28 protein-coding genes are annotated in these 20,782 nt (G+C 57.9%); 19 read left to right on the forward strand and 9 right to left on the reverse strand.

From position 1 onward, the window contains the following. The 4 genes from EOB80_RS30475 to EOB80_RS30490 all read left to right on the forward strand — a co-directional run. The coding region (locus EOB80_RS30475) for a lipid kinase (protein WP_127331610.1) at window positions 1-736 on the forward strand (736 nt) is incomplete at its 5' end. A 223-nt stretch (window positions 737-959) separates the two neighbouring features. After that, window positions 960-1,247, forward strand: coding sequence for a hypothetical protein (locus tag EOB80_RS30480; RefSeq protein ID WP_127318158.1), 288 nt, complete (start codon window positions 960-962; stop codon window positions 1,245-1,247). Next, window positions 1,244-2,491, forward strand: a complete 1,248-nt coding sequence (locus tag EOB80_RS30485; protein ID WP_127331612.1) for a hypothetical protein — start codon at window positions 1,244-1,246, stop codon at window positions 2,489-2,491. The genes EOB80_RS30480 and EOB80_RS30485 overlap by 4 nt, the downstream gene beginning before the upstream one ends. Beyond that, a complete protein-coding gene (locus EOB80_RS30490; protein ID WP_127318154.1) occupies window positions 2,478-3,101 on the forward strand; it encodes a hypothetical protein in 624 nt (207 codons plus the stop codon). Before EOB80_RS30485 ends, EOB80_RS30490 begins: the two co-directional genes overlap by 14 nt. 4 nt (window positions 3,102-3,105) lie before the next feature. Here EOB80_RS30490 and EOB80_RS30495 read toward each other — a convergent pair whose 3' ends face one another. The 3 genes from EOB80_RS30495 to EOB80_RS30505 are packed head-to-tail and all read right to left on the reverse strand — an operon-like array spanning window position 3,106 to window position 5,252. Then, on the reverse strand, window positions 3,106-3,570 hold the full coding sequence (locus EOB80_RS30495; RefSeq protein WP_127331614.1) for a GtrA family protein: 465 nt from the start codon (window positions 3,568-3,570) through the stop codon (window positions 3,106-3,108). Continuing rightward, window positions 3,548-4,240 carry a class I SAM-dependent methyltransferase gene (locus EOB80_RS30500; protein ID WP_127331616.1) on the reverse strand — a complete coding sequence of 231 codons (693 nt, stop codon included), beginning with the start codon at window positions 4,238-4,240 and terminating at the stop codon, window positions 3,548-3,550. The genes EOB80_RS30495 and EOB80_RS30500 overlap by 23 nt, the downstream gene beginning before the upstream one ends. Then, window positions 4,215-5,252 (reverse strand): glycosyltransferase family 2 protein, encoded by a 1,038-nt coding sequence (locus EOB80_RS30505; protein ID WP_164761561.1) that lies wholly within the window; start codon window positions 5,250-5,252, stop codon window positions 4,215-4,217. The genes EOB80_RS30500 and EOB80_RS30505 overlap by 26 nt, the downstream gene beginning before the upstream one ends. A gap of 285 nt (window positions 5,253-5,537) precedes the next feature. On the opposite strand from EOB80_RS30505, the gene EOB80_RS30510 reads away from it, so the two are divergent. Next, on the forward strand, window positions 5,538-5,969 hold the full coding sequence (locus tag EOB80_RS30510; RefSeq protein WP_127318150.1) for a hypothetical protein: 432 nt from the start codon (window positions 5,538-5,540) through the stop codon (window positions 5,967-5,969). 258 nt (window positions 5,970-6,227) lie between these two features. On the opposite strand, the gene EOB80_RS30515 is transcribed toward EOB80_RS30510, so the two are convergent. Next, window positions 6,228-6,725 (reverse strand): metallophosphoesterase family protein, encoded by a 498-nt coding sequence (locus tag EOB80_RS30515; RefSeq protein ID WP_127266460.1) that lies wholly within the window; start codon window positions 6,723-6,725, stop codon window positions 6,228-6,230. Between the two features lie 543 nt (window positions 6,726-7,268). Here EOB80_RS30515 and EOB80_RS30525 point away from each other — a divergent pair. Together EOB80_RS30525 and EOB80_RS30530 are read left to right on the forward strand one after the other, a co-directional pair. Further along, window positions 7,269-7,577, forward strand: coding sequence for a hypothetical protein (locus tag EOB80_RS30525; RefSeq protein ID WP_127318144.1), 309 nt, complete (start codon window positions 7,269-7,271; stop codon window positions 7,575-7,577). Between the two features lie 40 nt (window positions 7,578-7,617). Beyond that, complete coding sequence (locus EOB80_RS30530; RefSeq protein WP_127266463.1) at window positions 7,618-8,463, forward strand: SIR2 family protein; 846 nt, start codon at window positions 7,618-7,620, stop codon at window positions 8,461-8,463. A 245-nt stretch (window positions 8,464-8,708) separates the two neighbouring features. Here the strand turns inward: EOB80_RS30530 and EOB80_RS30535 are convergent, their stop codons facing one another. Then, window positions 8,709-9,218: a DUF892 family protein gene (locus EOB80_RS30535; RefSeq protein ID WP_127318140.1), complete on the reverse strand. Its 510-nt coding sequence runs from the start codon at window positions 9,216-9,218 to the stop codon at window positions 8,709-8,711. 722 nt (window positions 9,219-9,940) lie between these two features. On the opposite strand from EOB80_RS30535, the gene EOB80_RS30545 reads away from it, so the two are divergent. From EOB80_RS30545 to EOB80_RS30585, 8 genes are all read left to right on the forward strand, one after another. Beyond that, window positions 9,941-10,186 carry a hypothetical protein gene (locus tag EOB80_RS30545; RefSeq protein WP_127331622.1) on the forward strand — a complete coding sequence of 82 codons (246 nt, stop codon included), beginning with the start codon at window positions 9,941-9,943 and terminating at the stop codon, window positions 10,184-10,186. Window positions 10,187-10,270: 84 nt separating this feature from the next. Continuing rightward, a complete protein-coding gene (locus EOB80_RS35655) occupies window positions 10,271-10,762 on the forward strand; it encodes a hypothetical protein (RefSeq protein ID WP_245466478.1) in 492 nt (163 codons plus the stop codon). A 722-nt stretch (window positions 10,763-11,484) separates the two neighbouring features. Further along, entirely contained in the window at window positions 11,485-11,685 is a 201-nt protein-coding gene (locus tag EOB80_RS30560) for a hypothetical protein (RefSeq protein WP_127318134.1), read from the forward strand. A gap of 9 nt (window positions 11,686-11,694) precedes the next feature. Next, a complete protein-coding gene (locus EOB80_RS30565; RefSeq protein WP_127266467.1) occupies window positions 11,695-11,916 on the forward strand; it encodes a hypothetical protein in 222 nt (73 codons plus the stop codon). A 256-nt stretch (window positions 11,917-12,172) separates the two neighbouring features. Then, window positions 12,173-12,406 carry a hypothetical protein gene (locus EOB80_RS30570; RefSeq protein ID WP_127331624.1) on the forward strand — a complete coding sequence of 78 codons (234 nt, stop codon included), beginning with the start codon at window positions 12,173-12,175 and terminating at the stop codon, window positions 12,404-12,406. Between the two features lie 283 nt (window positions 12,407-12,689). Continuing rightward, window positions 12,690-12,974: a hypothetical protein gene (locus EOB80_RS30575; RefSeq protein ID WP_127318130.1), complete on the forward strand. Its 285-nt coding sequence runs from the start codon at window positions 12,690-12,692 to the stop codon at window positions 12,972-12,974. A gap of 97 nt (window positions 12,975-13,071) precedes the next feature. After that, a complete protein-coding gene (locus EOB80_RS30580; protein WP_245466479.1) occupies window positions 13,072-14,028 on the forward strand; it encodes an NAD(P)/FAD-dependent oxidoreductase in 957 nt (318 codons plus the stop codon). A gap of 605 nt (window positions 14,029-14,633) precedes the next feature. Next, the gene (locus EOB80_RS30585) at window positions 14,634-14,822 is read left to right on the forward strand and encodes a hypothetical protein (RefSeq protein ID WP_127296097.1); all 189 of its coding nucleotides are present in this window, start codon (window positions 14,634-14,636) and stop codon (window positions 14,820-14,822) included. Window positions 14,823-14,825: 3 nt separating this feature from the next. On the opposite strand, the gene EOB80_RS34670 is transcribed toward EOB80_RS30585, so the two are convergent. The 3 genes from EOB80_RS34670 to EOB80_RS30600 are packed head-to-tail and all read right to left on the reverse strand — an operon-like array spanning window position 14,826 to window position 16,286. After that, a complete protein-coding gene (locus EOB80_RS34670; RefSeq protein WP_164762780.1) occupies window positions 14,826-15,242 on the reverse strand; it encodes a hypothetical protein in 417 nt (138 codons plus the stop codon). 53 nt (window positions 15,243-15,295) lie between these two features. Beyond that, the gene (locus EOB80_RS30595) at window positions 15,296-15,532 is read right to left on the reverse strand and encodes a hypothetical protein (protein WP_127266472.1); all 237 of its coding nucleotides are present in this window, start codon (window positions 15,530-15,532) and stop codon (window positions 15,296-15,298) included. Window positions 15,533-15,551: 19 nt separating this feature from the next. Then, window positions 15,552-16,286 (reverse strand): Crp/Fnr family transcriptional regulator, encoded by a 735-nt coding sequence (locus tag EOB80_RS30600; RefSeq protein ID WP_127331628.1) that lies wholly within the window; start codon window positions 16,284-16,286, stop codon window positions 15,552-15,554. Between the two features lie 1,095 nt (window positions 16,287-17,381). On the opposite strand from EOB80_RS30600, the gene EOB80_RS30605 reads away from it, so the two are divergent. The 4 genes from EOB80_RS30605 to EOB80_RS30620 all read left to right on the forward strand — a co-directional run bounded on the left by EOB80_RS30605 (window position 17,382) and on the right by EOB80_RS30620 (window position 19,947). Beyond that, window positions 17,382-17,687 carry a hypothetical protein gene (locus tag EOB80_RS30605; protein WP_127331630.1) on the forward strand — a complete coding sequence of 102 codons (306 nt, stop codon included), beginning with the start codon at window positions 17,382-17,384 and terminating at the stop codon, window positions 17,685-17,687. A 340-nt stretch (window positions 17,688-18,027) separates the two neighbouring features. Then, window positions 18,028-18,201 (forward strand): hypothetical protein, encoded by a 174-nt coding sequence (locus EOB80_RS30610; protein WP_127266475.1) that lies wholly within the window; start codon window positions 18,028-18,030, stop codon window positions 18,199-18,201. A gap of 139 nt (window positions 18,202-18,340) precedes the next feature. Then, complete coding sequence (locus EOB80_RS30615; RefSeq protein ID WP_127266476.1) at window positions 18,341-18,550, forward strand: hypothetical protein; 210 nt, start codon at window positions 18,341-18,343, stop codon at window positions 18,548-18,550. Between the two features lie 572 nt (window positions 18,551-19,122). Beyond that, a complete protein-coding gene (locus EOB80_RS30620; RefSeq protein ID WP_127318961.1) occupies window positions 19,123-19,947 on the forward strand; it encodes a Ku protein in 825 nt (274 codons plus the stop codon). A gap of 150 nt (window positions 19,948-20,097) precedes the next feature. On the opposite strand, the gene EOB80_RS30625 is transcribed toward EOB80_RS30620, so the two are convergent. After that, on the reverse strand, window positions 20,098-20,478 hold the full coding sequence (locus tag EOB80_RS30625; protein WP_164762781.1) for a hypothetical protein: 381 nt from the start codon (window positions 20,476-20,478) through the stop codon (window positions 20,098-20,100). Window positions 20,479-20,782: the final 304 nt, after the last annotated feature.

Genomic DNA, 20,782 nt, shown 5'->3' on the forward strand with positions numbered 1-20,782 from the left:
CGGTGGCGATGGTTCGGTGTCGGCGGCGGCGATGGCTGTAGTGGAAAGCCGCCTGCCGATGGGCATTATCCCTATGGGAACGGCTAATGACCTCGCTCGCACACTCGACATCCCCATGGATCTTCTGCAGGCCGCTGACGTGATCGTGCGGGGCCGACTTCGGCAGATCGATATCGGCACGGTCAATGGCAATGCCTTTTTCAACGTCGCGAGTATCGGACTCAGCACTGAACTGGCGAAGGGTCTGGATCCCACTTTGAAGAAGCGTTTCGGCAGGCTCGGCTATGCGCTGGCGGCGGTTAAAGTGTTGACGCGGGCCACGCGGTTCCACGCGAAGATTATTGAGAAAGGCGCAGCGACCGACGTCGAAACCTACCAGATTGCGGTGGGAAACGGTCGTCACTACGGGGGCGGCAACGTGGTGGAAGAGACGGCCGAGATCGATGACGGACATCTCGATCTCTATAGCTTGGAAATGACGAACCTCTGGAAACTGGCGCTGATGCTCCGCTCCTTCCGTTCTGGAACGCATGGCGCCTGGCGAGAGGTTCGGACGGCTAGGTGCGTCGAGTTCGACATCGAGACGGAGAAGCCGATGCCGGTCAACACCGATGGCGAGATCGTCACCTCGACACCAGCTCATTTCAAGGTCCACCCAAAGGCGATCTCGGTCTTTGCGCCTCCGCCCGTGGGCATTCGACGTCGCACAGAAGGAGCATTCGGTGCGGACCTTTGATTTGTCGGGCGACCATCCCGGTGTCAAGGCTGCGCAATAGCTCGTCCGGCCGCCGAGGCATGCATGATTATCGTGTTCTCGACGCGCTTCAAAGGCCCCTTCCACGCACCGCGGGTATTCTCCAAACGCTCGCTTAGAAGCAGGGCCAAAGATTTGTTGCCCTTCGCCGCTCGAATATTAGCAACCTCTTGACGATCGCCAGCCGCGCTCCAGAATCCCTCACATGGTGCGGGAACAGACTGGCATCGACTTTGGCCACGAGGTGACGATAGGCGTCACCCATCTGGAACTGCTCGACGACCGTCGGGCCAGCGTCGGCGTTGCGACCTACAACTTCCTCTTCTCGATCGACACGCCGAAGAAGGCAACGGCGCCGGACAAGTTGAACCCCATCGGACACGCCCCGCCGGTTGACAATGAAGATGGCAAGGCCACGGTCGGCGGTTTGGTCACGGCGGAATTTGGCCCCCATCAGAGGATGGAAACGTGCCGCGCCGGTGCTCTGCTATGAGAAAATCCGGGACTGAGAATCTCGTCACGGCCATCAAGAGCCCCCGCCATGCACCCTCGAAAGACCACCCAGAGCAGTTCGAGATTTTCCCCGACTACGGCTCGACGATCAACAAGCGCCACATGGTAGCGGCAGCGGTCGTGACAGTCCCGCTCCTGTTCGGTGTCGCCGGACTTGCTATTCGTTATGCCGCTGTTGCTTCAACGTTGGCGGAACCAGGCTTCGAGTCTTATGCTCGTGCGCTCTGCCGATGGGATTGCCACTGGTATCTGGATATTTCCGAACGCGGCTACGAGCGCTTTCCCATCCCAAACCAAAGCAACGTCGGACGATGGGGCTTCTTTCCATTCTATCCGATGCTGGTAGCGGTGATCCGGGCGATTTTCCCCTTCGCCACGATACTGGTCGCGACGATCACTTCGATTGCATGCAGCTACGCCGCGTGTCTGGTGGCATGGCCGCTGTTGGAGAAGAACATGCGGGCCTATGTACTGTACTGCGCTTTTCTGCTTAGCGGCCCGTTCTCCTTCCACTTCACAACTTTCCTTTCCGAACCTCTTTTCGTGCTCCTGACCTCGATTGTCTTCCTGGCACTCAAACGCTCCAGCTATCCCGTCGCTGGCGTCTCGTCAGCGCTCCTCTCGGCAACGAGGCTCGTTGGGGTCCTTGTCGTCTTTGCGACCGTCATTCAAATGTTCCAGCAGCATCGCGAACGGGGCGGCTCACCACTCTCCTTTCCGCGTTGGGTGCTCGGTCGACCGGATCAGCTCGTCGCTATCTTTATCTCGCCTGCCGGCTTGTTTGCCTACATCCTGTTTTTGTATGTCACTGTCGGCGACGGCTTTGCGTTTCTGCACGTCCAACGCGCCTTTGGACGAGTGGCTGGGAACCCGCTCCTGTTTCTATGGGACGGACTCTCAGCATTTCCCAAGACCGGGTGGCTGCCCACGGCGCCGCAATGGAGTGCGCTCGCAGCGATCGTCGGGCTGGCGCTATCAGTCGTGCTGGTGGCTCGCAAGCAATATGGCGCTGGGGTCTTCTGCGCGATCTGCATTCTCGTGCCATTGATAACGAATCTGGCCTCCATGGTCAGATACGTCATTGGGCTGGCGCCTCTTATAATGTTGATGGCCGTCCTGTTGTCGGCGTCGAAACTGACCTGGCTCGCCGCTTTGGTTCTCTTCCTGGTCGCCTGCTATTTCATGACGGTGGCATGGATTGGGGGCTACCTTGCTTTGGTCTGACACCCTCAACCCCCATGGACGCGCTATCTCGCTTGGCGCTTACGCGCTCGCCGCGGTTCTGGCCGTGTCCGAACTCGCCATCCTTGCGCTGGCTCTCCATCCGAATGTCCACGCCGACTATCGTGCCTATTACATCGACCGCACGACGACATGCCTCAACCGCGATGCCATTGGCAGCTACTCACTCGGCCAGACAGTGTCCTTCCGGTCCGATGGCGCCAAACGGGTTGCCGGCATGAAAGTTTGTGGCTGGTCGGGGCCGGCAGCCGACGGCACGCATTCGCTGGGCGAGACCTCGCGGCTTCGCCTGCAGATACCGCCGCTTCGCGACGGTCTCAAGGCAACGCTACAAATGGCCGCTGTCATTCGTCCGCCACAGATGACGCAGAGGGTAATAATCTCGGTGCATGGCGTGTCCGTGCATAAGGTCACACTGTCGGGCAAGCAACCGATCACCGTCTCGTTCGTCATTCCGCACGCAGCTTTTTCGGACGCCAGCACGTTCGAAATGACCTTTGACTATCTCGACGGGATCCCGCCCAGCCAGGCCGCCAGCGACATTTACAAGCGCTCCATCAAATTGGTGTCGTTTCGACTGGACGCCATTTAGAGCATTATTGCCTCTGGCGGGAGCGATTGCCGTGCCGACCGGGAATGCGTCCGGCAAAAACCCACCGGTCAAGCACGAAGAAATTGATGCCGGGGACAAGCAAGCACGTAATCAGCACGGGAATGATGAGCGGCAAGCCCAGCTTTACCGTCAGCAACGCCGGCGCCCCATAGGCAATGGCCAAGCCTGTTGCCCCCAGCAGGAGAAAACGCGGAGCTTCAGTTCGATGCGATCGGCCCGACACGAACGTCAGGGATTTGTGGGCTAGATACGAAAACAGGGTGGCTGCGGCATATGCCCCAAGCGAGGCATGGATGGGCGTTAAACCGAGCCATTCCGATTTGGAAAAAGCAGCAACCAAAGCGGCATACAGAAGTGTGGCAGCGATGCCGACCAGGCCGAAGCGTGCCAGTAGCTTCAGGGAGTCGTCGCCGGCAGGCCGATGCTCATGCATGCCCACTACACGCATACTGTGCCCCCAGCGGCAGGGGGGCGAGCGCGCGCTCGACTTTTCGGGCCAAGGACCTGCCCGACGGCAGCAGCAGGAAGTGCTCGGATCGGATGTTGCTGAAGCCTGCTTCTTGAAGGAGGGACGCTGTTTTGGCTGCGCTGAGCAGCACCGCGTCATGGTCGAAGGGACACCGGAACACAGCCAGACGCGTCAGCGGGTTATAGGGATTGTGCTCGATGATGCAGGCGACACCGCCCGGGCGCACGACGCGCCGCATCTCGCGCATGAACCCGAGCCAGGAAGCTGGCGGTACATGATGGACGACGCAGCTGCCGAAGGCCAGATCAAAGACCCCATTGTCGTATGGCAGGTTCAGGCTGGTGCAGGCCCTGTATGTGACGCTCGGATTTTCCTGCCTCGCACGCAGGATCGATTCCTGCGAGATGTCGCAGCCGTCCAGGGACTCGAAGACGCCTTTGAGATAGGGATGGAGCGCACCTACGCCGCAGCCGACATCAAGCGCCCGCACATCCGAGCCGGCATGACGAAGCACCCGCTCGACCACAACGCGTCGCAGCAACTCGGCCTTCGCCATGAGAAAGAAGTCGTGCTTAAGCCCTGAAAAGCGGATCGATCCCTGGACCGTCTCACCATAATTGAATCTATAGCTGTCGAAGGGTTCGGACATTGGCCGGGACTCCAATCCGGGATTTTCGAGGCGGGCGGCGGCTCTTGCCGGGGACGGCAGACATGGCCCGGTCGAAGCCGGTGAGGCGATCGATCACGTAAAGCGGGCGCCGTTTTACTTCGGCGTGGATGCTGCCGACATACAATCCGACCACGCCGGTCATGAAGAGGTTGATGCCGCACAGGAGCGACACGATCATCACGGTGGATGTCCAGCCGGCAACAATGCCGGTTTCAAAGGCCCAGGCGTAGATGGCGTAGGCACCAAAGGCTATGGCCAGCGCAGAAATGGCCAAGCCACCCCAGAGCGCCAGGCGCAGCGGCTGCTCCGAGAAGCTGACGATGGCGTGCACAGCAAGATGCACCATCTTCCAGAATGGGTATTTGGTCTGGCCATGGGCTCGTGCCGGGCGCTCGAAAGGCACCGACGCCTGCTTGAATCCCATCCAGCCAAACATGCCCCTGACGAAGCGATCCTGTTCGGGCATCTGCCTGAAAGTTCTCAGCGCTTTGGGACCGACCAACCGGAAATCTCCAACGTCGCGCGGAATGTCAACGGTCGTCATCCTTTCCAGCAAGCGATAGAAGAGACTTGCCGTGAAGCGCTTGAACCAGGATTCGCCCTCGCGTTTGACGCGCCGGGCATAGACAATTTCGAAACCTTCCTTCCACTTCGCCACCAGATCGAGAACCACCTCGGGTGGGTCTTGGAGATCGGCATCCATGACGATGACGGCATCCCCCTGGGCGGCGTCCATACCGGCTGTGATTGCTATCTGGTGCCCAAAATTGCGGGAAAGCTCGATTAGCCGAAAACGAGGCTCGGCGGCGACCACACGCCGAAGGTAAGTGACGCTGCCATCGCTGCTTCCGTCATCGACGAAAATAGCCTCTGTCTCACCGTCCAGCTGGTGGATTAGCAACCTGATCCGCTCGATCAGACGAGGCAGCACTTGTTCCTCGTTGTATATCGGCAGAACCAGCGAGTAGCGCAGCGACACGTTCGCTCTCATCCCGGCACTTTGGATTACAGAGGCCTCCATGCCGATCAAATGAAACGCCAGCCTCAAAGTTCCATAAGGCATTACTAATTTAATTAGTTGTTGCAGGCGGGTGGCGAGCTGTTCGTTCTGAACGGCTTCGGTCTGATTTGGGATGAGATATCGTTTTGCGCGCCGGCGGAGCAATGCGCTGTTTCGCAATCATTGTCGGGCAAGTGGCCGCCTTGCCAGCTCTTGTCAGCGCGTCGGCGCGCGATAATTTTTGAGGGGAAGGGACTTCGACCAAAGGAGCCGACGATGGAACACCAAACTTTAAGCCAACTGCAGACAATTGCAGAAGTAGAACCCCTGTCGACATACCCGATCATGACCCGGCAACAGCGCATTGAGCGCTGGGCAGAGTTGCTGGAACAACATCCCGAGCGACGCCTGACAGCGCTTACCGGCACTGAGTATCTGAAGCGGGAAGCTCGCGACGCAGCGCGCGGTGAGGGCTCGCCAATTACTGTGGCCTTCGAGGACCCGCTACTGCGTGCGTTAGGCCTGAAGGATGACACCTATGGGGCAGCAAAGCGCTTCTTCGAACTGTCTGACGGGGAGTTGCATGACATCCTCTGCAGTTGCCATGTCGGAACCACGTTCAGAGGGCAGTGGGCTGCCGCTAGAGTCCGCCGGGCAATCGGAGGGAACAGGTTTCTTAAGTGGCTTAGAGAGAGAATGTGGCACTGAGGTCGCCAAGGACGGCGATTGAAGCTCGTTTCAAGCGAGGTGGATGAACGATTGGGGCGCCAGTGGAGCGCCGTGTTGACGACGGGGTCGGCGCCTGTCCCACGGCTGTGCAGACGGGTGGGGCGCTCCTCGGTCCCAGTTTACTCGCGGTGCGTTCCAGCATGGCTGCAATACTCCAGGGGCAGGATTCTGGAATCCTGTTTGCGGCTAGCATCACCACGTGAAAACATCGATCGTTCGCCATCTGCTGCGCTAACCTCAATCTCGGCGGCGCCTGGCCTGTATGGCAGCAAAGGTGACTGGGCGAAAATCCCAGGCGTCGACGCCGACGTCGTGCTGGCGCGTCATTGGCTTCAGCCGGCCATGAGAATGGCCGTGCAGGTTTATCGATTTCTTGCCGATCTTGTTCCAGGTGCGGAACGGGTAGTGGCAAAGAACCAAGAAACTGCCCTCGACAGTTAGCTCCTTGTAGTGTTGCACGCTAGCCCAAGCCGAAGCGCGGAGCGTTACCATGCCGTCGTTGTTGCCGATGATCAGGTGTTTGGTGCCGTGGAGGCAGGACAGCAGCGAAGACACTGTCTCGGCCGATCCCTTGGCGAAGTCGCCGAGGTGCCAAACCTCGTCATTTGGAGCAACAGTCTCGTTCCAAAGTTCAGTCAGTGCCTGGTCGTGGGCCACCAATGAACTGAAGGGGCGGGGGTCGAGCCGCAGAATGCGGGGATCGTTGAAATGCGTGTCGGAGGTGAAGAAGATCATGCGCCGCCGCTGGCTGAGATGAGCGCTCGACGATCGCTTCTAAGTTCGGTTGCCGGAGCGGCTTTGGGGTCCATCATCGATCCTGATTTGGGCTTCCCTGAGCATCTTGAGTGCCTCTTCCTTGGTGAGGCCGCACTTGCGCGCAAAGTAGAGAGCTTCGATCGCCTTTTCACGATCTGTGGCTTCTGTGTGCTGTTTAGGCTTTTTACCCATCGTTCTCTATCACCTTTGATGCCACCGAGCCATCACGGTGCCGGGTTGTTCCCGCGATCACCTCGTGCGCCCCACGGTAGTAGGACAGCGAGAAGCCTTGCCTCTGCCTTTGCAAGGTTGCCATGGCGATCCGGAACCTCGAGGCATGTGGAGAGTTGTCCAGCAGCCCAGCGGAGATCCAAGCCATGGCGCCACCAGATGCCAATCCCGGCGCCGCCGCGCAGCCGAAACGCTCTAGCAAGCCGGCAACCCCATCACCGGCACGGCACAAGGCCTCCGGAGCAGGATTATCTATCGACGGGCTCCCAATGGTATGAAGGACAATGGCCCATGAACGTCGCCAACCTGCAATTGGAAGGTTTGCTTATGGCGGTCGCGGCCGTCAATAACGCCTTGGTCCGCAGAGGCCTTCTCTCGGTCGATGATATCGACACGGCGTTGAAAAACGCGGAAGCCTCGTTCACGGTTGATGAGCGCCTCTTCGAGGATATGTCGCCGGCTAACCGCGACGCAGTGTGTTTCCCTTTGCGGCTTTTGCGGCTGGCTAACACCAAGCAGTTCGAAGCGAGTGTGCCACCGTTTTCCGAGCTGGCCAGGCAGGTGGGGATCACCAAGGAGCCTAATAACGACCAGATGTGAGGGAGGAAGGTCGACCTGCGCGGTGGCCTCGAAAGACTTGATGAACGATGACCCTGTAGATTCGCTCGCCAACGCAATTCGCCATCGCAGCGCAATTCTGTTTGTTGGGGCAGGGGTGTCGATCAGCGTTGGACTACCCTCCTGGGAGAAGCTGATAGAGCGAATGGCAAAGGAGCTCGGCGTCGACGACGAATTTTCCACGCGACGCGATCGTTTTCAAACCCTGGCCGAGTACTATCGCATCAAGCATGGCAGCATCGGGCCACTTCGCAGTTGGATGGACAGAAACTGGTCCGTCCCCAAGGACCGGATCGAGAAATCCGAGTTGCATCGTCTCATCGTGAGGCTCGACTTCCCTGTCATCTACACAACTAACTATGATCGGAATCTGGAACTGGCTTATGAGATATACGGTCGGGACTACGTGAAAGTGGCCAATGCACGCGATGTGGCGCAGGCCCGCCAAGGCATTACCCACATCGTCAAGTTCCATGGTGATTTCGACGAGGATTCGTCCCTCGTCCTCACCGAAACGGACTACCTCGATCGTCTCTCCTTCAATTCTCCGCTGGACGTGCGTTTTCGCTCGGATGCGCTCGGCAGCACGATCCTCTTCATTGGCTATAGCCTTTCCGACCCAAACATTCGGTTGCTGCTGCACCGTCTCTGGCAGACGTGGCATCGGTCCGGCTATGAGAAAGATCGCCCGCCCTCGTTCATCTTCATGACCAGCCGAAACCCTGTGGAGGAGGCCGTGCTTGGACGTTGGGGCATTTCGGTCGTGGTCGGCGAAATCGACGAGCCGCAAGCTGCTTTGGTGGACTTCCTCAGCCGGCTGGCGGAGATGGTTGGGGATGGGGAACTGTCGCCAAAAAGTGGGCGATAGCAACATCCGTATGATGGGCAGTTCGGCGGGCTCTCAAGGAGCGGCACATGGCAGAGAATTCCGTCCGGAATTTCAAGTTCAATTGGCGTCAAGGATACTATCGCGGCACGGAGAGCTAATCGGAAACTTACTCACGCACTGCCTACTTTGAAGTGCGTTTCAGCGGTAACGGCTCAACCTCGATGCGCCTTGCGCCGAGCTTCGGCGCAAGGGGCGAGCTTGTTTAGCGATACGCTACCGGCTGATCAACGCTTGGCGTTTTCACTCTCCGAGTCGGCCCGCGCCAGGAACTGCTCGGTTGTCGTTGGAATATGGCTTTTCAACCAGTCCGCCATTGCGACTTCCTCACGCAGGTTCTCTTCGCAGACCTGGGCGACCTCTGCTTCACCCAGCGATTTGGCAGCGGCGATAAGGATTGTGTAGGAGGCGATTTCCATGTGCTCGAACGTGTAGCTTGCAAGCGATCCTTTCATCACTTCGTCACCGGCGAAGACACCGCTGAGCGACTGCGCCATTGCCGTCAGCTTGCCGCCAGCATCCTTCAGTGTGGAAGATCCTTGTCCGATGCGGTCGAGACAGGTTTCCAGCCGAGCAGCCTGCTGCCTGGTCTCCTGGACGTGCTGGCGAATCCGTTCGCTGAGCTCAGGATAGTTCTCAATTCGGTTCAACTGCCCATTCAACATGGTCTCGGCCTGCTCCTCCATGGCGTGAGCATCCCTGAGCCATTGGACAAGCCATTCGCGCGATTCTGACATTTCATATCTCCTTCATGGGTCGGCCAGAACTTTCAAAGGGAGATATTGTTCCTCATAGTTTGACCTGCGGAGTCAGCCTGTGTCGCAGGCTTTTCCCAGTCGGCGCTGCAATCAGGCTCTCGGCACCAGGAGAGAATAGCGCGGTACGCGCACTGCCGCTGTGTCCAAGCTGGCAAACGCATTTCTGCAGAAATGACCGAACCTTCTGCCTGTCGCGGGTTCGGCGACGGATGGACCTCTGTTTCGCGTCGGCTCGTATTCTGATGCCCGCGCTGCCATGTAGGGCTAAGCTGTATCTCGCCGGAGCGGCTTCGCATTTTACCGTTCGCTTTGCGAAATCAACCCCTACCTGATGCGCGTCCAGACGAGGCATGTTCACCTGCGGAGATCTTATCTCACGAAGGGATCGCAATGGAACGTCAGGGCATTTCGGAGGTTGGTAAGGAAGTTTCGCAGCTAAGGAAACGAGCCATGACTTCTTCAGACAATTCTTCAGCTGGCATATCACCACGCCCCGAAAAATCGGGCGGCAGGACCTCGTCTAAGCCGGCGACACCGTCACCGGCCGCAGAGAAAGTCTCCGGAGCAGGCCCTGCGATGGCCGAGCATTCGAAAGACGCCAAGGCGCCCAGAGGCGGTCGTCAGCCTGGGGCTTATGTCAAGGATTAGACGGCCGAGCTGGGTTGAGTTTCGGCTGCCCGCTGCAGTCGAAGGAGGTTCTTATGCAGATGATGGGAATTGTCGTCAGCCGAGACCAGGCTCCGATCGTGGAATTCCGCGGAGAGGGAGGCGAGTGTATTACAGTCACCCTTCAGGCCGGGCATACTCTTCCCGACGACCAACTCATTGCAAAGGCCAAGGCTATGATGATTCAGGTCGCTCAGTTCGGGATGGACCAGACCAACAGTGCAGCGATGTCTGACCGGTTGTCGGCCGATGAGGTGATACAATCCGGAATGTCGGGATAGAATAGCGGGAAGGCGAACAACCACCGCCGGGGCAGCCTTGCGCAACCGAGCGGGCAATAGTTCCATGCAGACCGATCGAAGAGCATGCGGATCGACGAGCGCTCGGTGGGCGTGAACTCATCCGGCGGCCTTGCTCCCGGTACGGAGCCAGCACCGCGCAGACGAATTTTCGGGATTACCAGCCAAGCCCACCATGAGCATATCCCCTTGCTGATTGGGAAAGTGACGGCATTGCGGAACTTCGGATCGCCGCCGCGCTTAATCCGGCGAAGGAGTGATCCGATGAACGCGACCAAAGAGTTTTTTGAAACCTGGCTGCAGGAGAATGTCGGCACTCTTGCTGGCAAAGAGCAAGTGAGCTTCGCCGTGCTGGTCCAGCAATTCGAGCAGGATGCCGAAGCGGCCGGTTATGGTCGCGAGGTGCGTGAGGACGAGCTCGGAAACATTGAAGATGCGATCGAGCAAGCGCTAAAGAACGCCCGAACTGGCGTGCATGGTGACGCCGATGGCGAACCCACCGACGTGGCAGCCCTCATGGATGCGCTGGAGGTCGAAGATGCCAAAAGCGGGCCGTAGGCCTTACCAGATTAGCTCTATTCGTTTGTCGAAGTTGCCGGGGTAGCCCTATGGAGCAGTTTCGCAAGGACATGGCCGCCTTGGCAGAGCCAGCTTTCTGGGTGACGATAGGTTTGCTTCTGGTCCCGTATGCGCTTGGGACGGTGCTGCTCGTTTGGACCTGCGGCTGTCTGTAAGTTTGCTACTGACACACCCGTAGCGGTTCAACGGCCCTAACGCCCGAATTCCCTACAATACCGAGCTGATGCGCTTGCGGGGGCCCTGTGCTGCAGCAAAGTCTGAACGATCTCGTCGCGAGAAAAGTTCTCGTCGACACCAGGCTCCTTTGCTCCCGGTAACAATATCGCGCTGACAGCTTTTTGCGAGAGGGGGGAAGGCCGCCGTTCATGTTCAGGCGACCACGCTATCTGCGCTCTCATAGTCCAGCTACGGCCCTCCAACACAATGCTCCGATCACGCGCCTGAGCATCCGCGCGTGCCCCTACATCGAAAATAGCCCTGCAGCTTGCGAGTTGCCTTGGAACACTTGTGTCATATCGAAGTTCGGCCTCGTAGGAGAACAAAGATGGCCATCACACAAGCTCCCACCGACAACCACCAGCCGGGCGAGAAACCGGAACATGCAACCGAAACCTCAATCAAAGCGGCGATAGACCAGTTTAGGGCGGGACGCAGGTGCAAAATGGCACTACGGGCGACAAGAATCGGGGCGAGGCACTGAGATGCCGCGGATCAATCATGACGGTCGCAACGAGAATACCACATTAGCTGCAGCACTCATTATCGACAAGGAACGTGCTGAGCGCGCCGCCAAGACGGCGCGGTTGAAGGAGGCTCGCCTCGCACAAGCCATCACGCCCGGTCCCAGCCAACGCAAGCCGCGTGTCACCAAAAAGGTTCGCAGGATTTTTGTTGCTGGCTAGGAGGTGTCCGTGACTCGCAATCACGACAAGGAAAGATACGACCGCGCCAAACGTATCAGCCAAGAGATGCTGGACGCTGAACGAGCCGAACGCGCCGAGAAGACGGCGCGGCTGAGACAAGCAAGGCTTGCACAGCATCCGGTGAAGTCACCGCCGGCGCAGCCGCGAATGCATCGCAAACCCATCCCGGCTCTCAAAAAGAGGAGCCGTAAGGTGATTGAATTCTTTTAGGCTCTCTCGCTCGCCTACAGCACCATGCAGGAACACCGTCCGGACTTAACAGGCCTGGCGCAGGGGCTTTCACGACTTGCTCCAGCTCGATCCGTGCACATGCTGCCCTTTGTTGGTTCATCCCCCCTGCAGTTCGTGAATCCGGCGCCATGTTCGAACTTGCATAGGTTAATGACCTCTTCCCAGAAACGAGTCATGCATGGGCTTGCCGCCCAGCATCTGCGGCCTTGATTTAAGTCGAGTCAAAGGGGCGTACATGACCTACGACACCGCCAGTGATCAACCTATCTATCCTGAAGGGTTGAGATTGCTGGAATCGGTCCTAAAGAAGCTTTGCGAGGAAGCAGAGATTCAACTGATCTCTTACAACGCCGAGCAGATTGCTGCCGAGCTTATAAAATTATTCCAGAGTGGCATGGAAGATGAAACGGTTCTGCTTGTCATCATGCGGGCGCGGCTGCGAAAGAGGCCGGTCTTGGCGGTCGGCTAGTCCTCCACGATCCACGGCGCGGCGTTCAACGGCGACTTGCGAGCGTCTTCAGCGTACGATGCCGCACGATCTCGCGGAGACTTCTGCATCTCCGCCACCTCGCCATCGTCAGAGCTGCGAGCGTAGCGTGCTGGAATTAGCACGAGTGGGAGATGGGAGGCAGCAACGCTGCCTGAGGTTTGATGGTCACGCGCACACCCGCTGCATCCTTTTCGACACCGCCGCGTTGAGGTCAAACCTGCCAGAAATGTTTGATCCGCTGGCACAATGACTGGAGCGGCTAATGCCGAAATTTCGCTTCGAGTTTATCGAGGGCATGTCGCAGCCTGCAATCTTTGCCGATATGGCTGATCGAGATGAGGCTGTCAGAGAGGCGAAGCGCACTGCCAAGGAGGCCATGCTCGACGGAATTGTCGATGGCGTGGACCCGACCAGTTGGGTGACGAAGGTTTATGATGAGGCAGGCTATCTCGTCGCTACTCTCGGATTCCACGATCTGGTCGCCGCGCCCAAGGATACGGAAGAGCTCAAGGAAACAGAGGAGCCTGGCGTCTTGCGATCGGGTTGAAGCCTGGTTTCTACGCTGTTGCCATCGAGCAGATGTCCCGAAGACCGCCCTTTGAACATTGCACGAACCAAATCGTTCGCCGGTGATGCGTCGCACCATGCACGACAGCCACGTCAGCCGACCGACCGCCGAGACCGAAGATGTCCTGATCGTCGGAGGCGGGCCGGCGGGATTGACCGCCGCTCAATATCTCGCCCGTTTTCGCCATCGCGTGCTGGTGATCGATGCCGGCGATCCTCGTGCCGCCTTGATCCCAACGAGCCATAACTGTCCTGGCTTTCCCGAAGGGATAAGTGGAGCCGATATTCTGGATCGCCTTCGACGTCACGCCACCTTGTATGGAGCCACTCTGGTTGGAGGGCAGGTCCATTCCCTCGCCGCTGCCTATCGGGGGTTCGTCGCTGAGACCTCGATCGGCGCAATCCGGACACGCAAGGTGTTTGTGGCGACAGGGATCATCGATACGACACCTGTCATTCCGCGTCTACGCGAGGCAATTGCCGCAGGTGTCGTTCGACTCTGCCCCGTATGCGACGGGTATGAGGCGATCGACCAGAAGATTGCGGTCATCGGGCACGACGAGAGAGCCTTTAAAGAGGCCATTTTCCTCAGTCGGTTTACACCGCTCATAACGATGCTTGGGAGCGACGCATCCGACTTTTCGCCCAGCACTCGTCGTGCGGCGAGGGCAAGAGGCATAGTCATCGGTGACGCTCTCGATACGCTCTGCCCGACAGCAGACGGTTGCGAGGCGATTTTAAAAGATGGGACGTCATCCCGCTTCGATGCCATTTATCTGGCACTGGGGTGCAAGGTACGTTCTCAACTCGCCGAGGCGGTAGGCGCAAGATGTTGTGAAGAGGGCTATGTCACAGTCGACGAGCATCAGCAGACTTCCATCCAAGGCATGTACGCCGTTGGTGACGTTGTCAAAGCGTTGAACCAGATAGCCGTCGCTTTTGGACAGGCTGCCATTGCCGCGTCGCATGCCCATAGAGAGCTTGAGAGCGCCGAGCGGACTGGATTTGCAGATCAGCCTTCTCAACGGACATGAAGATCACGCGGCTGATCGAGCTCTTGGCTGCCTTGATGGCGCGTATCAACGTCTCGACCCGGCCGACAAGGAGTAACTGGCCGAGAATGTCGATCCCCGAAAGATCATGATACTCCCAGCGACAGTTTACAGCCGCGGAACATTCACTGCGGTACGAGGTTTGGCTGCAGGCCTACAATCCTCCCTCATTGTCTGGGCCTTGAGGCTGTCGAAGCAGCTTCGGCCCGTCTCGGCTTTGTCCGGGGCGGGCTTTCGTGGCTGTAGCAACTCGGCTCGCCAAGCCATTCTTTCTGTCCAAGATCATAAGTGCCATTTCTCAACTGCAACGCACAGAAATTCCAGAAATTCCCGTCAAGGAAGAGGCTTTCCGGATATAGTTGAAGGAGATCACACGTAAACCGGTAAAAGGCCGTTGCTGGCTCGGTCCGGACGAGCTTCTTTGTTTAGTGTCCGAAAAACGCCCGGAACATTCTTTCTTATCCAGCGTTAGCGCGCGCCGGACGACCCGTTCTGCGATCTCTTGTTGGCCGGCGTCAGAGGCTGCAATCAAGCTTCAGCCCGTCTCGGCCCCTCTAGAGACGGTGACGCACGGGAGTTGAGATGCGATGCACAGAGACGCCTTCACCCCATCAGAACTTGCCCTGCTCAGTCGCGTCTTCGCACGCAGCAAAATTAAAAACGAAACCGCAACCGAGAGGGAACGGCGCGCATCACGTATTCTGGCTTACTACCAAGCGGGAATCACGGATGAGGATGAGCTGGAACAGCTTTCTCGCCAACCGCTGGGACGGTGACGGCTAGTCTTCCTTCTTCAGAGCTTCCGCCTCGTCTTTGAGCTTCGGCCAATCGGCTCCATGCTTGCGAAGCAGCGTTCGGGCCTGCCTGGGGTCAATTTCCGTGACCTCGACAAGATGTTCGACCTCAAGCTCCTGGCCTTTCGCAACCCGGCTTGCATTCGCTTTTCTTTGCACGTCGACACCCACTGCTGAGACAATATGAACGAGCGCTGAGAGTGCGCGTTCCAGAACTTCATACAAAAATACGCGACACCGATTAAAAATCGGTCGGATGGGCCATGTATGAGACGGGCCATGACCTGCTGCTGTGCCTTGCCGATTTTTTCCGTGTGGGGGAACCCGAGCTTGTTCGCCGGTCGAAATGGCGGCGGCATCTTCGGGCGATAGTCCGATCACGCGGCGTTCCTCGCCGCTCATGCCATTCGATGTGCCGGCACTCGGCAGCTTTCTGACGCAGCAAGTCAGGCACGTTATCTCATCAACTTGATCTGAAGCGAGATGCTCAGCCTCAGAATCCTGTCGCCGTTTTCGTTCCGCACTTCAACAAATACTTGCTGCCCGTCCACCTCGGTAAGCACATCTCTCGTAAGGTCGATAAGGCCCTCGAAGCCCGCGCGGCGCACCTCCTCCAGACCGGCACATTCGATGCCGATTTCGTCCTCGATGACCACGTCGTGATCGCCACTATCAAAGAAAAATCGTGCCATCCGAGAGCTTCCGTCACCACTAAGCTGCGGGGTTCCTTTGGTGCAGGTAGGTCGTGTCGAAATCACCTGCACGAGTGAGGCCGGGCCAATCAAGAACATGCACTCTTGACCCCGTCGTGGCGATGAGGCCCCTACGTCGAAGTTCCTGAAGCATTCGGTTGACGTGGACTGTAGACAAGCCCAATGCATCGCCAAGTGCTGCCTGGGTAATGGGAAGATCCGCGACGTGATCCTGGATGCGTCCAACCGAGCGCAAGCGAAAGATCAGTTCGCACAAGATGTGAGCCATGCGCGTATAGGCCTCGCGTCTTCCCACATTCGTTACCCATTCTCTGTAAATCGCTGCATCGATCAGCGTCGACCGCCAAAAAGCCGTCGCGATTCGAGGATGCTGTTCGCAAATGGCGCGAAGAGCGTCATGTCGCATGAAGCCCAGTCTGGCTGCTGTCAGGGTCGTAAAATTGCAATCCATGACCGACAGATGCAGTCCGTGCAGATCGGGAATATCTCCAGCCACAAAGAAGGATGTAATCTGCCGTTTGCCATCGCCGGTAAGTTTGGTTGAACCGAGCAGGCCATCCAAAACCACGAACGAATTGACAGGGCGGTCACCCTCACGCACCAGGTCGTAGTTGGCCAAAAAATCCTTCTCCTGAATCTGGATGCCTTTCAAAACCTCGATATCGCCCTCTCGGAGATCCGAGATGCTCTGGAGCTTGCGAATAAGTACATCCAAGGATGAGGTGGGTGACAAATTGGCTACCTAGCTGATGTTGATTATCGAACTTGCATTCGCTTCAAAAGTTCCGGGTAGCCGTAAAGAGGCGCCGGACTGATGGTCGGCAGTTGGGAACTCAAGACGCGAACGCACCCAGGACCTCAGTGCCCAGCGCCAGAGGGTTGAGGCCCGTTCGGTTGCTCGCTTGGGGTGCGGCAACGCTCCCGACGTGAAGATGCCGCACCCTTAAGGGAGCCGCCCGAGCTGCGCATTAACCTATGACATAGGCTGGGTTCGAATTTTTGACGTCACATCAGGGGCTCCAGCTCCGTTGAGCCCGCGAGAATTCCGCACAAGCCACAAGAAAGAAAGCGGCAGGCCAGAAAGGGGTGATAATCCCTTGGCCATCTCGCGTTTGGCTTGCGATTGACACGCACCCAAGCCGAGGCAACGCGGTATGTGATTATGCGATAGCCGAAGGGAGATAGCGAATGAAGAAGACCTATCAGGAGGCTCATTTTGACAAGCGTGAGCGACTGTCGGCGGTGAGGGCTTCGCCCGGCTCATCGCCCCTCAGCTCGGGGCCGACTGACTAAAGGCCGCACTGATTGGTACTACAAAGGAAGCTTGTTGGGCCGGCCCTTCTCCAAGTTACCTGTCTCTCAAGGCCCCTGCCTCCCGGTAGCGGGCTTTTGCATTGCTGGTTCCCCGGGCCGGGAAGTCCGCCACATTGCGTGGAACATGCCGTATCGCGGGGAACATTTTAGCAAACTGTAAATTCAACGGTCTTCTGGTAGGAGGCCAATGTGTCCCGGCGAAGCGTCGACAAAGACCGATTGGAGCGCGCAGACCGTGAGGCAAAGATTGCTAACGCGGCCGAGAGAGAGGCGCGAGATACAAAAACTGCGCGACTTCGAGAACAACGCCTTGCTGCCGAAGCCAAGGCTTCGCAATCATTCAAGAAAGGTCGATCCAAGGGCTAGGTCGCTTACCCGCTGACGCTCGCCCCGACGCGCGCAAGTGGTGCGGGCCCGTCCAAACGTGAGGTGCGTGCGATTGCGAATTTTTCTTGGAACCGTCTTTTCGCAGCGAAGTTCGGTACCGAAGGGACATTCCAATATGGAGTTGATCATGAAACAGGTTCTTTTGGCTTCAGCCATTATGGTACTGTCAACTGGCCTCGCTGTTGCGCAATCGACCACCACGACCACAGGCGGATCGTCGACCTCGACGACCCAGACAATGCCGAGCACTACGACCGATCAGGGAACGGATTCGACCACCACGAGTGGAACGAACTCTAACTCGAACTCCGCCAAGGACTGCGCTCCAGGTCAACAAACTGGCAGCGCCAAGCAGGCCGCGCCAGGTCAACAGGATACCGATGCTAACTCGGCAGCTCCTGGCCAGATCAAAAAGACCACGGAAGGCTGCTGACGTGTCTTGGAACTGTTGCCCTGTTCCAGATTGATGCAAAGGGGTCGACTCTCAGGGTGTAGCCGCCCTCGAACGCCCGTCGTGCTAGGTCGGCACGGCGGGTCGATACCAGACCAAGGTCTTGTCGTTTCGCGGCGAGTCGCCCGCGAGGTGTGCCGTGTTGGTTCACCCTGGGTGGCACCTGCTTTGCACCGCCCGCGACAGCAGGGGAAACCAACACCCCAGCGAGTCCCGTTATCCCAGGGACAGCCCGCCGCTGCCGCGAATGGGACGGCGGGCTTTTTTCTTATTCCATGAAACGAAAGGTCATTCCGTAAGTTGGCTTCCCAAGGAGGAACCAATGAAAAAGGATGGCGACGGCCGTGTGAAGAAGGGCAATGAGCAATTGCTTGCCCGACGTTTGTCTGAAGAAGTCGGCATTTCGGAGCCGGATGCGCGCGGTCTGATCAAGCTTATCGGCACGGATTGGAATTCGCTGCTTCGTGAAGCCCGATTTTTGAAAGAGCGGCATTAGAATGCTCCTGCCTGTCGTGACTAAATTATTATTCAATCGACTCTCGCCAATATGAGCGTAGTCTACTCTCATCGGCGGTAGTTTCAGGGCACCGCCGGCTGTGAGCGAAGAACATGCTTCCGCCCCAACGGAGGAAGCCATGACCGCTCCCGCTACCATCGGCGTTGCAAATCCCGAAGAACTCGCCCTCCTACAGCAGGTGTTTCAGCGGGCCTGCAAAGAGCGTGCGCTAGCAGAAGGCAGCGTCGAGGCCGAGGCACTGAGCGCCCGTCTGATGTGGCTGTTCCAGCACTCCGGAGCCTACTTCGATGAAGCTACTTTCGAAGAGATGCTGCGGGGTGAAGGCTGATGAGCCGCGCACCTTATCTGGACCGCCTGGATGATCTTATTCGCCAGCACAAGGAGCTTTCTGCGCAAGGGGAGATCCTGCGGGCGGAATGTCGACTGAGTTGCTATGTCTTGGAGGAATCGGCCGATGACCTACGGGGAATAGTTGGCAGGGCTTGGGACGCCAGAGTAGCACGGCTTCGCCGTGATACTATTCGGTCCGGGAACGTGATTGCCGTTGCAACTCGGGTATAAATTGCGCCATGTTCACAACAAGTCCTTCAGGCGTAATTGTAGCATTCCCCTTGTGCCGGTAGCGTATGCGTCAGGTCATTCGACCCACGCTTGTGTCCAGTTAAGGTCGGCACGGTCACTCAACCCGAGCTTGGTCCGCTTGATCCTGCCGACTCCCTTACGCGAACGCTTTTTGTCGCACTGAGCCAGAGCTCCGATGCATTTGAAGCACCCTTGAGCACCTCGTGTGCTTGTGAAAGCAACGTCTGCTCCTGCGATCGTGGAAAGACGCCGGCGCACGTCGCGGAACAGAACCGTGTGCCTGACGTTGTGCCGAGATCGAGGTCTAGGAGAAACGGCATGGTTGCGCCACGCGCGGTGTGGAAGGGCTTTCTGAGGGTCGGTTCCGTGTCATGCGGGGTGAAGATAGTTGGTGCCACAAGTGAGGCATCCAAGATCCACTTCAAGATTTTGAACCGCAAGGACGGTTTACCCGTCAAAAGCGCCTATGTCGATGAAGAGACCGGCGATGTTGTCGAAGCCGAGGATCAGATCAAAGGGTATGAGGCGGACAAGGGTGATTTCATTCACGTCGAGCCGGACGAGATAAAGAAACTGAAACTGACGTCGCAGCATACACTTGACGTCGATTCCTTCGTTCCGGTTGCCGATATCGACACACGCTTTCTGGAGAAACCATACTATTTGATCCCGGCAGACGGTGCCTCTCTGGAGGCCTTTGCCGTCCTGCGCGATGCGATGGCCAAGAAGCGCGTTGCGGCACGCTCCTGCGTCGTACTCTATCAGCGCGGGCGCGAAGTGTTGATACAGCCCCTTGGAAAAGGGATGTTGCTGACCGAGCTACGGACCCACAATGAGATGACGTCGGAAGACACCGTCTTCGACGATGTGAAAAGCCCAAAGTATGATGCGGATCTGCTCGAAATCGCGGGGCTTCTCATCGACAAGAAGGTGACAAAGTTCGATCCTTCGAAATTCGAGGATACCTACGAGGATGCGCTGATTGCCATGATCGACGCCAAACGCAAGGGCAAAAAACCCCCGAAACCGGCACCAAAGCCCCAGGAGAACGTGGTCGACCTGGCCTCGGTTCTTCGAAAGAGCCTCGCCAAGGAAGGCATCGGCCAAGACCGGCCAAAGGCCAAGAGCCGCAAATCAGCATAGTCAAAGATAGCGATCACCAACGCGGCGGTGCTGAAAAGAACCAGTGCAATTGCAGTGCTAGGTTAGAAGCGTACTGGGTGTGAGCAAAGTTCATGTCGGCGCCGAAGCGATGCGCGATAAAGAGGCGCAGGCCCAACGGCCGCTGGATCTTCAGGCCGTGAGCCCAGCCTCACGCCTCAAACGTTGAAGCCGTTCGCTCGGCACTCGACGCCGTGCATGCTGCCCGTCGGAGGCGTGAGCGTTGACCGCGCCTTCATCTACAGTGACTGGCAAAGGTACGATCGTCACAGCCGGCACCATATCCCTCCATAGAGCTTGCGGCTTGCTTGGGACTGCGACTGATTCATGCCGATCGTCGGTGCGTTGTGATGGCACTTGGTAGGAAGGGTCTGCCCGGATCACCGGCTCCAGATCGTGGGGGAAGTTCGGCGCATGGACGGGCAGTGCTTCGGCCGAATTTTCGCCCTTTTGAGTGATGGCCGGAAGCATTTCAACGATCTCGATCAGGATATCTTTGACCAGATGTCTCATCTGTGCGCCCGCCCGCTGCGGCCCATTGCTATGGCGATCAAACTTGTTGAGGCAACCAATGTTCCCGCTTGAAGCGAATGGCGGGCTTTACCGGGAAAGATCGGCGGAGCGGCTCCTGCGATACTCCAGGCGACGTCGCTGCGATCCTCTCGCCTGGCATGATCGATGTCGGAAAGTCGAATTTGAACGTACTGTTCCCTGCCTTCGTCGGACGGTGGATCATCCGATGACGGCTGTGTGCCTCGCCCCCGACTTGCCTTCCGCAGCTGCTTCCCTGGCTGCTGTCTGCCCTCCGGTGGGTTCG

The sequence above is a fragment of the Mesorhizobium sp. M7A.F.Ca.MR.245.00.0.0 genome (assembly GCF_003997415.1).
Taxonomy (GTDB): Bacteria; Pseudomonadota; Alphaproteobacteria; order Rhizobiales; family Rhizobiaceae; genus Mesorhizobium.